Below are 12,486 nucleotides of genomic sequence, written 5' to 3'. Positions count from 1 at the left end.
TATTATGAGCAATCAGCACAACCAAGAAAAACTTTCTAGCGCGCGTTTTAGTGAATCTACCGATGCTTTTGTTGAAGAGTTTACCGCCTCAATTCAATTTGACCACCGTATGTATCGCCAAGACATTGAAGGGTCTGTGGCACACGCCAAAATGCTGACCGAAGCCGGTATTCTGAGTGCCCAAGAATTGTCCGATATAGAAGCAGGCCTGGTTAAAATTTTGGCTAAAATTGAAGCTGGCGAAGTGCAATGGTCCATTAAGCAAGAAGACATTCACATGAATATCGAATCATTGTTGACTGGCTTGATTGGCATTACCGGTAAAAAATTGCACACGGGTCGCTCGCGTAATGACCAGGTGGCGACCGACATTCGCTTGTATCTACGCGACGAGATTGACATGATTTTGCCAGAGCTTAAGCGTTTGCAGCAGGGCATTTTAAGCCTTGCCGAGCGTGAATTTGACACCATTATGCCAGGCTTTACCCATTTGCAAACCGCACAGCCTGTGACTTTTGGCCACCACATGATGGCTTGGTTTGAGATGTTGAAGCGCGATGTGGAGCGCTTGCAAGACTGCCGCAAACGCGTTAATACTTTGGTATTGGGGTCAGCGGCTTTGGCGGGAACAACTTATCCCATTAACCGTGAAACCACGGCGCGTTTGTTAGGGTTTGAGCGTATTTCAGAAAACTCTTTAGATGGTGTTTCGGATCGTGATTTTGCGATTGAATTCACAGCTTTTGCCGCCACCTTAATGATGCATTTATCGCGTTTTTCAGAAGAGTTAGTCTTATGGTCTTCGGCACAATTTCAGTTTATTGATCTACCCGATCGTTTTTGCACCGGCTCTTCCATCATGCCGCAAAAGAAAAACCCGGATGTGCCCGAACTGGTGCGCGGAAAATCTGGGCGTGTCTATGGCCATTTGATGAGTTTGCTGACGCTGATGAAGTCACAGCCTTTAGCCTATAACAAAGACAACCAAGAAGACAAAGAACCTTTATTTGATACCGTGGACACCGTTAAAGGCAGTTTGCGTGCTTTTGCCGATATGGTGCCAGCCATTATTGTTAAACGCGAAAACACCTATGAAGCGGCCAAACGAGGTTTTTCGACCGCAACGGACTTGGCTGATTATTTGGTACGCAACAAAGGCATGGCTTTCCGCGACTCTCACGAAGTGGTGGGATTGGCGGTGGCACATGGTGTTAAAACCAAGCAAGATTTGTCTGAGATGTCGTTAGAAACTTTGCAAGGTTTTTGCGCTGACATTACCGAAGATGTGTATGAAGTACTGACTTTGGAAGGTTCTGTGGCAGCTCGTAATCACTTGGGAGGCACTGCGCCTAATCAAGTTAAAGCCGCTATCGAACGCGCCAAAGCCGATTTGTAAATTCTCTTCGCTTAAACAACAAAGCCGCTTTTAGCGGCTTTATTATTTAGAGCATTTGAAAAGTTTGGGCTATTTTATGCCGGCTTTCAAAGAGCCATAGCGCACCACTTTATTACGGCCGGTTTGCTTGCCATGATATAAGGCTTGGTCAGCTTTATCGAGCAACTCAACTTCATTACCGGACATTTGCTCTGGATAAGACACCAAGCCAATGCTCACGGTTAAATCAATTTGCTGATCGCCATCTTTAAAAATGGTGTCGTTTACTTGATGGCGAATGCGCTCACATACCACCTCTGCATCGCCACAAGATGCACCATGTAAGACCAGCAAAAACTCTTCGCCACCGTAACGCACCACGATATCGCCATCGCGTAATGCCTTTTTAATAATGGCTGCAATCAAGACAATAACCTTATCGCCCACCAAATGCCCATAGGTATCGTTCACTTTTTTGAAGTGATCAATATCCACCATGGCCAAACTGAGATTTGAACGATCTCTAACAGAACGAGAGAAATCTTCTTTTAAACGCTCCATTCCAAATCGGCGATTGTAGACATTGGTTAAGCCATCTACTGCGGCGAGCTTTTGGAATTTTGAGTGAATCATGGCGTTATTCAATGCCAAGCCTAAACTTCGGCTAAACAGCTGTATCAGTTGTTCTGTGCGCTCATCAGAAGGATGTGCCCCCGTTGCAGCGACCAAAACACCCAAATTGACGCCTTTAAACTCGATAGGCTCAATAAACACTTCTGAAGGTTTAAATTCGGTGAGCACGCCATCCAAGTCAATATTATTGGGCAAGATTAAATGAGTCGACTTGCCTTTTTTAAGCGTGCGCACGACCACATCATGCATGGTTAAATTATGGGCATTCAAAATGCCTTGCGAAGCGATTAAATCCAACTCACCGCCTTGCACGACCAAAATTGCGCCGGCTTCTATATGGGTGGATTCGATGAGTAAATCGAGCGTTCTGTCGGCTAAAGAATCGGTTTCTAAGTTTTCAGACATCACTTTTGAAAAACGGTTGTAAACCCGCTCCACTTCATGCGCTTGAATTAAGGCCTGCAACAATTGATTATAGGCATGTGCACTGACTCCAATTTCATCATTAGACATGACTTCAATGCGACAAAACCCTTCTTCACAGCGCGCGTTTTGATCTAAAAAACTTTTATTGTCTAAACCATTGGCGATTTCTTGCATCTTATGAGATAGCAGTTTTAAATGCGGACGAATCACCGTAGAGATAAGTAAAAAGCTCACTAAGCCAACCATTTGACCGGCAATTTGCGTCACGATAAAGAAATCCCAATGCATCACTTGCGCTTCAGGAAAGCCATACCACACCAAAAAGTATGGAAAAGAGACGCCGATTAAGACGCCCACAGCCTGCATAAATAAAAACTGATCTAGAAATATACTTTTGGTTAGACGCGGCGTTCGCATAAAACTCACCTTATTAAAGGGTAAAACCGGATTAAATTAATCTGCAAACTGCATCACAGAACGAACCACTTGGCCTTGATGAGAGAAACTATTCAATGCGGCCAAATCAATTAAGCAGGCCATGCCCATAATCTCATAACCCACTTCCTCACACAGTTGCGCAGCCGCGCCCATAGAACCACCAGTGGCAATGAGGTCATCAAACAAAATCACTTTTTTACCATCACCCTTTTGCATTTCTAAGCGGTCAGACCCATACTCCAATCCATAGGAAATTGAGGCATAAACATTGGGCAATTTGCCTGGTTTGCGAACCTTAACACAGCCTTTATTATGCTTATAAGCTAAGGCGGAGGCAAAGATAAAACCGCGAGATTCTATGCCGATTAAATAATCAACATCTGCCCACTCTTGTTCGCTAAAGAGTTCTGACATGGCATCAATAGTTTCTTTAAAATGGTGTTTTAAGAGCGGCGAGATATCTTGAAATAAAATACCTTCTTTGGGAAAGTTGGGAACGGCATCTAAATATTGCGCCAATGGATGCGGTTGCTTTGCTTGAGTCATGGTCATAATTCGCTTTGGCTAAAAATTAGAAAAAGATTATCTTACAGTAAACCATTTGGGTAAAATGAAAAAAACTTATTGGGTTGTTTGTGGATTCAATCAGACCATTATGAATAGCTAAAGAAGATTCTATGCATCTAATCGAAAAATCCTACGAAAAAAAAGCTTTATTAGATTTGCCGCCCAATGCGAGAGATGTGGCTGAAGATTTATTAACGCGTTATTCCTTAGCACAACTTTTGGCGCTGCAAGAACAAGTCACGCCACCCCAAGCTGAGCAACTGCTGTTGCAAGAACATCATGCCCCTGTTCATCACTGGATGAACATTTTAAAAGCCACGCTTTTGGCCAAAACCACTTATTTTTTACCCAGTAAGGACATGAGCCAGGCGCAGATTTTGTATTTAATCAAATGTGCTTGTACCAATGCAGACTATCCGTTGGGAGAGTACAGTTTGGCAGATATTATTGAAATTTCTAAACCTGAAATGCGTGCGTTCAGTGAATGGCTAAGTCACATGGCCAACTTATTGATGGATAAAAAGAAAACCTAAAATAGTCTAAGTTGAGTTAAATTAGTTTAGGCTTGTTTGATAGAATCGGCCATCAAAGCTTTGATATTGGAAGCGGCAGGCTCATAACCATAATGCGCCGCCAGTCCAAACCAATAACGCGCTTGGGCGATATCTTTATTAACGCAACTGCCTTTCCAATAACACATACCCAGCTTATTCTGAGCAGGAAAATGCCCCCTTAAAGCCGCAAAGCGATACAGTTTGTGAGCTTGTTCAGGATTTTTTTCGGTACCTAAACCTTCTTCAAACATTCTGGCCAAATTAAACGCCGCATAAGGGTTGCCCTTTTGAAACGCTTGATGAAAATTATTCATGGCTTGTTCATAAGACTGCCTAACTGGAGAGCCTTTTTCGTACATTAAACCCAAATTGTTTTCAGCTCGGGTATAACCATGAAAGGCGCAGTTTTCATATAAATTAAACGCGGTTTCCAAAGCCCCTTGCGCTTCATACAAGGTTGCTTGTTTGAACAAGGCATACAAATAATGAGAATTCGCCAAAGCCTCTAAACTGTCCTGAGGAAAGTCACTTTTAGCCTCTTGCTCATTTGATGAAGGTTGGCGCATCTCTTTTGGAAGGGTTTTATCCACCAACCACTGCTCTAAATCAACCAGGCCTAGTCGTTTTTGAGGGTCTTTTTGTGTCATCCAACGAATTAAAAATTGCCAATCTTTGGGTAGCTTTTGTAATTTGCGCGGTGCGTTAAAAGCATGGGCATACAACTGATCCGTCATGGAATGGGCTTCATTCAAACGATAAATGTGCTTAGCAGTTAAGGCAAAATACAAAGTGCATCCCAAAGCATAAACATCACTGGCATCGGTATACTCGCCATTTAAGCGCTCCGGTGCACTATAGCGTTTATCACCCACCATTAATTCCGTTTCATAAGACGCAATGCCTGGAATGGCTTTGCTCCAATCCACCAAATAATAGCGACCCTTGCCCCAGATAATATTATCCGGACAAACATCTCCATGAATAAACCCAACTTCATGAACCCGCTTTAAGGTTGACAACATATTCGACAACAGCAACCGAGCCTTTGAGTCCGACAAGCCACCCTTTTTATCAACCTGCTGTTGCAAAGATTTCTTGCCCACAAAATCAAAAAACTGCAGATAACTAAAACCTTGTTTACGGATTTCATTAAATCTCGGAAAATCCTCAGAAAACTGATTGAGATACAGCAATAAGTCTTTTTCGCGTTTTAATGCAAAGTGGTGATGTGTTCGATCAACGACACGAATGGTCTGGACTTTCTCAGCGTCAAGCTTAACCTGAGTTGCTTTAAAGACAGAGGCAAACTCCCCTTGCCCTAGCGGCTCAATATCCGTAAGGTCATGCTGGATGAAGATGGGGTTTTTAGGATTCCCCCCAGTGTCACCATTTTTGTTGGTCATGTGCACGCGTTAAAGCCTGTATTAAAAAGTAAAAAGGCACTTCCCTCTAGTGAAGGAAATGCCTTTAAAACTTGCCTTTATTTACTGGTCCGTATAGTCGTATTTATTGTCATCTAAATCAACCGTGGTATCTCTTACAGGGTTAAGATCAAACACTGAGTTGTCTGCCGAAACCTCTTCAGTAGGTGTTTCAACAACCGGTTCAGCGAGAGTTTCTTCAGAGTCTGCTTGAGCCTCTAGGTAAACATCTAAAGAATCCGAAGAAACCACTTCACCATCATTAATCACATCACTCAAATCAAACTCATCAATTTCAACTTCAGTCATGTCAGTCTGATAGTTCACATCTGATTCAGGAATAATAACTGCGTCTGATTGGTCGTATAAGAACTCGTCTAAACTTTCTTCTTCATTTTCAAACTCGGCATTAGCTTCTTCATTTGCAGTTGTCGATTCATCCTCATCTAAAACTTGTGTTTCAACTAGTGTAGTATCTAAGGCTAGTTCAACTTCTTCTAAACTATCAGCATCGTTAACCTCTACAATGCTTTCATCCTGAGTTGATTGCTCAACGGTAGATTCTTCGGTTTGATCTAAATCCGCTATATCAACAAGGTTTTCGTCCGAAATCACTTCATCGCTTAATACCTCTATGGATTCTTCAGAGTTTGACATAAAGTCAGTCAAATCAACCCCAAAATCGCTCAGAGTAATGAGGTTTGTCGCAGGAATTTGCCCTGCTCCAAAGCTTAGTACAAGCTGATCGCCAAGATATAAATTGATGGTGTCGTTTTCGTCATACGAAATCAAACCATCAATGATTTCACCAGACAGACCTGATGAGGTTTCATATCGAAGCCCTTCAGGAGCTTCTGTTGCAAAAGTTGCTACTTTAATAGAATCATCGATATGTTCATCAAATTGGGTCACATGGCCATATTGTTCCAGCATTTCTTTAACATGTTGCATGGCCGTTTCTTCAGACAAGCTGTCAATACCTGCTTGAGCAATAACATCACGAACCTCTTGCTCTGAAGCTGTCATAAGATTGAGATCATTCCCCATAAATTGCTGATGGACTTCATCCGTTATCAAAATACCATTTGAACCGTCTTGATCATTATCTAACGACTGTAAAAACACAGCCATATTTTCTACATATTCATTATTTAAATCACCAAGCTGAACATTTGCTAAGTCCTGTAAAAATAGCAATCCACCATCTAGATTTTCTGAGGTCTCAGTACCAATAAGTACATCACCAATGAAGAAACTAACGCTATCACCCTCATGATAAGTAAACCGGCCCAAAGCATCAGTTTTACCCATATCTCCTGAACTTGAAACATAGATAAGACCTTCGATAACACCGTCAATCAAAGTAGCGGTTCGAACCGCCGTATCACCACTATTTGTTTCAGTAGAAGTTGCTGTCACCGTAATATGGATAGAATCATTGGGGTCATTTACTAATTCTGTGGCGCTGATTAACTTCAAACCGACCAACTGTTCAACCGTTAATGTTGCAGTACCACCTGAGATACTAATTTCATCTCCAGCTGAATTAGTTAAAGATGTATTATTGGGCAGCCCATCAATGCTTATAGAAGAAATCGTTTCACTGCTATCATTTACTGATGCGTCTATGTCGATAACATATTCATAATTTGATTCAGTTTCACCTGTTAAGATTGTTGCTTTAAAATCTTTTATCTTGAAACTAGTTCCAGAGCTGTCATCAATTGATATTTTCACTTGATCAAATGATTGGTCACCTGTATAGCTATAACTTCTTGCATGGTTATCATTGTTATTGTTCGTTAAAGAATCTAGAGAAACCGTTTCAACTAAGTTTCCATCTTTATACAATTCAACACTACCACCGTCTTGACTCGCTTTGTAATCTTCTATTCTGATTGTAAAACTTGTCGCATCCCCTTTTAAGTCATAGGTTTTTTCTGCAAGCTTATTAGCTTTTAACTCAAAATCATTTGTATCGTGGAAAGTATCCTGTTCTGTAAAAGTAGAGACTAACTCTGGAGTTCCTGTTTTTACCGTTAGGTTAGGCACGGTTGCTGTATTATCAACATCTACATTGATGGTTACTTCAAAACTGGTAGTGTCTCCATCAGCATCTTTAGCACTAACAGAAAAGACTTTACTAACATCGCTTAAAAATTCATTGCTATTGGCAATATAGTTATATTCACCCGTCACAAAATTAACCAACAAGGTTCCTTGACCACCTATTGCTAAGCCATTTTCTGGGAAGCTAGAAGCATCATAACTAGTGTCATCAACCGTAATAGACTGAATATGAATTTGAGGATCTCCACCGCTAATGTTATCTAGCAGGTTCCCTGTTAAAACTGTTTCAGCGATATTTTCAACCGCATCATCTAAATCACTTACATCACTGACGTAAACAGGCTCTTCGTTAGAAGAAACAATCTGATTTAATATGTCTAAACTGTTAACATTAATACCATAGGCTTTAACCATATCAACCGTATTATTAGCAAAATTCTGCCATGTTGTTTGATAAGACTTAAAGTCAGTTTTATAAGCATCATAAGGATCTCCGTCTCCAAAATAGAAGACGATATCCTGGTCTGCTTCAGGTACATTCCCAGAGTAAGCATCCACGACTAGACGCAACCCTTGTTCAGGATCTGTACCAGATTTATCGGTATACAAACTACCACCAGCATCATAATTACTGACATTATTAATCCAGCTTGTTTGGCTTGCTCCATTACCCCAGAACTGCACAATATTTATATTGACTGATCCTAATCCGTCATATTGACTGATGATTTTTTCAATGGCATTTTCGGTTAACGATAAATCCTCGTTACTCATGCTGCTTGATACATCAACAATAAATGTAAGATTCGAAGTAATATTTTCAAAAGTTAATGTTTGTGATTCATCTTCACCTTCTGGTTTTAGGTCAAGAACAGGAGTGGTCGCTGAATCATTAGCGGTTACAGTAACAAAGTTTGTTCCATCAGCGTTATCTCTGCTTTCAGTTGATGTAGCAGAAATTTCTAGGTTTAAGGCCGATAAATTCTCCGCAACACTTATTGGTACTTTTAAGCTTAAAGACTCATTTAAACTTGAACCACTCACAGGAATTGACCAAACACCGTTTCCTAAGTCACTACCTATATCAAAAGTAGCACCTTGCGGAACATTTTTTATGGTAACTGTGAGTGTTTCACTACCATCAGAATCATTTAACGCAGCAGAAATAACTACTGGATATTCTAAACGCTCATCTTCTTCAGAAGAGTTAGTCACGGTAACTTCATTGACCAGTCCTGTAATGCCATTAATAGTGACCGTTTCAGATTTAGAAGTTGTGGCGGCTTCAATGTTTAAAACTACTTTTCCAGAGTTATCAAGCGTTACTGTATGCTGATAATTGAAGTTTTGCGAAACATCATTATTATTTGCTGAACCATATTTGTAGGTTGCCAATTCTTGATCATTAGCCGACACTTTCCAGTAGTCGTCCAATACATTTTCGCCTTGATTCCAATCCCCTTTAATATTTCCTGATAAATCAAGCACAACTGTTTGTCCGGCATACTCTGCACCAAAGTCTAGAACCTGTTCAGAAGTTTCTATATATTCATAGCCATTAGTACCTGAAATATTGTCATCACCATACTCATCTCCTAGCGTTACATTAACAGTCAAAGAAATTGTTTTCTCAGCTAAGGTTGTTTGAGTTGTACCATTAATATACTGAGCTTCGCCAATATCAATAGAAACTGTCGGTATGTCAGCAACAGCATTAACAACAAATTTAGCTGTGTCAGAGCTATCAATCGATAAATAGTTACCTCCTGCTGCAGAAGTAATGCCAATATCATTAAGGTCTTCATCAGAATTTACAGTTAACGCAATACTCACTTGTTTAGAAGCGCTGGTTTCACCCACTGGAATCTCAATAACAATTGGATCACCCGAAGCATCTAACTGATTCAAGGTAACCACTAAAGGTTGATTTTTTGGAGCATGATCAACAGAAATCTGATAAGTAGCAACAAGTGCATCTTCATCTACTTGAACATCACCAATGGTAATTATCGCAGCATTAAGATTGGCATTAACATCTAAAACAAAAGATGTATGGGCTACTGTTGTTAATGGACAATTTTCACCTTCAGCTAGACCAGCCAAAGACTCTTGCGCCATTGCTTGAATATCAAGATTAATAGTTCCTTCATAACTAGCCGGAACAGTTAATTCAATCGAATCGATTGTCCAGTTTAATACATCCACTGAATTAGAACCTTCGCTTGCCGTAAAGCTGTGACTTCCATCAGTAATCGTCACACCATTAGGAATATTACCAATAACAAGACTGCTGATGGTTTCCGATCCATCGTTATCCTGTAAGTTTGCGGTTAAAGACAAATCAACGGTGCTACCTGCATCAACCTGTAAAGAGTTGTTATTCTCAATGACCTGCGTAAATGAAATTTGATTAATTAAATAATCATCTTCGTAATCTGGCGCTTTAAATCTAATTTCATCAAATGAAGAACCATTGGCGGTTAGGTTTAGTATTGGATCTACAGTATCTGTAATGCCATAATTTGAGCCCGACCCAACTTGAACACCATTTAAATAAAAATCGTATTGAGCCTCTTCTCCAGGATGTTGCCAGGCAAATGCGACTGCAGCTGAACTAACAGGATAATCAAAATGAACCACTAACATTTCGCTATTACCTGCAGTGTTTACACCCAACTCAACATCAGCGCCACTTGCAACACCTGATACGCCAAAGCCATCATGTGTAGTTCCTGTTACTAAACTAACTGTTCCTTGCGAGCCATCGGCATTATAGGCAGTCACGCTAAAGCCTGATTGTGAAGTAGTGACATTACTTACATCAATCGTAATCTCAGTTGATTTAGAGCCCACAACAGATATTAATGGACTATCAACAACAGGGCTTACATCAATCGTCATTAAAGTTGCTGAACTCCATTCAGCTCCATCAGAAACACTAAATTGAAAGGTTGCATAATCTTGATGTTGATCTCCTGTACCCACTACTTGATAAGCATCTATACCTGATTCATTAGCATCCGGTGTAAAGACCAAAAGGCCATTCGCGATTTCAGTTTGAGACACTGACTGATTTGCAATGACAGGCTCACCATTAAGCGATAATTCACCATCAATTGGTAGATTTTCGATGCGAATCGATGCTAAAGAATCTCCATCAACATCGCTAAAACCAAAATCAGCCAATCTAAAGGTATAAGAAATATCTTCGCAAGTAACAACCAAACCAGCAGCGGATTCTGGTGCGTCGTTCACGGCGCCTACATTGATGGTTAAGGTGCCTACATCTGTTAGAGATCCATCTGTGACTGTGTAGTCAACTGTGTCTACCCCATTGAAGTTGAGCGCGGGTGTGTAAGTGTAGCTGCCATCGGCTGCTAGCACTAAGGTGCCGCCTTGAGTTGTGGTGAAGGTGCCTGCCACGACACTTAGGTTGTCGCCATCTAGGTCTGTGTCATTTGCATCTAAGTCTATCGTTGAGGTATACACGCTATCTTCGGTGGCGTTGATGCTGTCATCCACCGCTACGGGTGCGTCGTTCACGGCGCCTACATTGATGGTTAAGGTGCCTACATCTGTTAGAGATCCATCTGTGACTGTGTAGTCAACTGTGTCTACCCCATTGAAGTTGAGCGCGGGTGTGTAAGTGTAGCTGCCATCGGCTGCTAGCACTAAGGTGCCGCCTTGAGTTGTGGTGAAGGTGCCTGCCACGACACTTAGGTTGTCGCCATCTAGGTCTGTGTCATTTGCATCTAAGTCTATCGTTGAGGTATACACGCTATCTTCGGTGGCGTTGATGCTGTCATCCACCGCTACGGGTGCGTCGTTCACGGCGCCTACATTGATGGTTAAGGTGCCTACATCTGTTAGAGATCCATCTGTGACTGTGTAGTCAACTGTGTCTACCCCATTGAAGTTGAGCGCGGGTGTGTAAGTGTAGCTGCCATCGGCTGCTAGCACTAAGGTGCCGCCTTGAGTTGTGGTGAAGGTGCCTGCCACGACACTTAGGTTGTCGCCATCTAGGTCTGTGTCATTTGCATCTAAGTCTATCGTTGAGGTATACACGCTGTCTTCGGTGGCGTTGATGCTGTCATCTACCGCTACGGGTGCGTCGTTCACCGCGCCTACAGTGATGCTCAAGGTGCCTACATCTGTTAGAGATCCATCTGTGACTGTGTAGTCAACTGTGTCTACCCCATTGAAGTTGCTCGCGGGTGTGTAAGTGTAGCTGCCATCGGCTGCTAGCACTAAGGTGCCGCCTTGAGTGGTGGTGAAGGTGCCTGCCACGACACTTAGGTTGTCGCCATCTAGGTCTGTGTCATTTGCATCTAAGTCTATCGTTGAGGTATACACGCTGTCTTCGGTGGCGTTGATGCTGTCATCTACCGCTACGGGTGCGTCGTTCACCGCGCCTACAGTGATGCTCAAGGTGCCTACATCTGTTAGAGATCCATCTGTGACTGTGTAGTCAACTGTGTCTACCCCATTGAAGTTGCTCGCGGGTGTGTAAGTGTAGCTGCCATCGGCTGCTAGCACTAAGGTGCCGCCTTGAGTGGTGGTGAAGGTGCCTGCCACGACACTTAGGTTGTCGCCATCTAGGTCTGTGTCATTTGCATCTAAGTCTATCGTTGAGGTATACACGCTGTCTTCGGTGGCGTTGATGCTGTCATCTACCGCTACGGGTGCGTCGTTCACCGCGCCTACAGTGATGCTCAAGGTGCCTACATCTGTTAGAGATCCATCTGTGACTGTGTAGTCAACTGTGTCTACCCCATTGAAGTTGCTCGCGGGTGTGTAAGTGTAGCTGCCATCGGCTGCTAGCACTAAGGTGCCGCCTTGAGTGGTGGTGAAGGTGCCTGCCACGACACTTAGGTTGTCGCCATCTAGGTCTGTGTCATTTGCATCTAAGTCTATCGTTGAGGTATACACGCTATCTTCGGTGGCGTTGATGCTGTCATCCACCGCTACGGGTGCGTCGTTCACGGCGCCTACATTGATGGTT

6 protein-coding genes (1 of these 6 only partly in view) are annotated in these 12,486 nt (G+C 42.3%); 2 read left to right on the top strand and 4 right to left on the bottom strand.

What is annotated here, in order from left to right:
• Positions 1–4 precede the first annotated feature (4 nt).
• On the top strand, positions 5–1,396 hold the full coding sequence (gene argH, locus THMIRH_RS00585; RefSeq protein ID WP_173289739.1) for an argininosuccinate lyase: 1,392 nt from the start codon (positions 5–7) through the stop codon (positions 1,394–1,396).
• Between the two features lie 69 nt (positions 1,397–1,465).
• Here the strand turns inward: argH and THMIRH_RS00580 are convergent, their stop codons facing one another.
• Positions 1,466–2,851: a GGDEF domain-containing protein gene (locus tag THMIRH_RS00580; RefSeq protein ID WP_173289737.1), complete on the bottom strand. Its 1,386-nt coding sequence runs from the start codon at positions 2,849–2,851 to the stop codon at positions 1,466–1,468.
• A 36-nt stretch (positions 2,852–2,887) separates the two neighbouring features.
• Positions 2,888–3,418: an adenine phosphoribosyltransferase gene (locus THMIRH_RS00575; RefSeq protein ID WP_173289735.1), complete on the bottom strand. Its 531-nt coding sequence runs from the start codon at positions 3,416–3,418 to the stop codon at positions 2,888–2,890.
• A 131-nt stretch (positions 3,419–3,549) separates the two neighbouring features.
• Here THMIRH_RS00575 and THMIRH_RS00570 point away from each other — a divergent pair, with 131 nt between their 5' ends.
• Positions 3,550–3,972, top strand: coding sequence for a hypothetical protein (locus THMIRH_RS00570; RefSeq protein WP_173289733.1), 423 nt, complete (start codon positions 3,550–3,552; stop codon positions 3,970–3,972).
• A 26-nt stretch (positions 3,973–3,998) separates the two neighbouring features.
• On the opposite strand, the gene THMIRH_RS00565 is transcribed toward THMIRH_RS00570, so the two are convergent.
• Positions 3,999–5,396, bottom strand: coding sequence for a Sel1-like repeat-containing protein kinase family protein (locus THMIRH_RS00565; protein WP_173289731.1), 1,398 nt, complete (start codon positions 5,394–5,396; stop codon positions 3,999–4,001).
• Between the two features lie 81 nt (positions 5,397–5,477).
• A protein-coding gene (locus THMIRH_RS00560) for a Calx-beta domain-containing protein (RefSeq protein WP_173289729.1) crosses the window boundary here: on the bottom strand, positions 5,478–12,486 show its 3' end. 21,614 nt of this gene lie beyond the right edge of the window; only the last 7,009 of its 28,623 coding nucleotides appear in the window; its start codon lies beyond the right edge, outside the window — the gene reads right to left on this strand; its stop codon occupies positions 5,478–5,480.

The sequence above is a fragment of the Thiosulfativibrio zosterae genome (genome assembly GCF_011398155.1).
Classification (GTDB): Bacteria; Pseudomonadota; Gammaproteobacteria; order Thiomicrospirales; family Thiomicrospiraceae; genus Thiosulfativibrio; species Thiosulfativibrio zosterae.
This window is presented reverse-complemented; position numbering and strand designations above follow the sequence as displayed.